Here is a 269-nt window from a genome sequence, read left to right on the forward strand (position 1 = left end):
GTGTGGCGATGGTCTTGACGGCCTGTGCGATGCGCTCGGCATTACCTTCGATGAGTGCGCCGGCGAAAGGTCCGTCCGCAGCCCAGTCCTTTGTCCAGGAGATGCGGCTTGTGACGGCGGCCGGCAGGTTCTGAAGCTCGTCCTGCAGGCCGGATAAAGCGTCGATGGCGATCGAATTGCCAGTCGCAAGCGCGGCAGCGATCTGGACATGCAGGCCAAGTGCGGTCTGGGGAATAAGCAGGATCCTGCCGCGGGGATGCAGCGCATAG

1 protein-coding gene is annotated in these 269 nt (G+C 63.2%); it reads right to left on the minus strand.

The features are described from left to right. Positions 1–269, minus strand: a 269-nt coding sequence (locus ACR9ZK_RS22125; RefSeq protein ID WP_481344095.1) for a hypothetical protein, incomplete at both ends; no start/stop codon positions are given.

Source organism: Monashia sp. HAY1-5C, assembly GCF_056755255.1.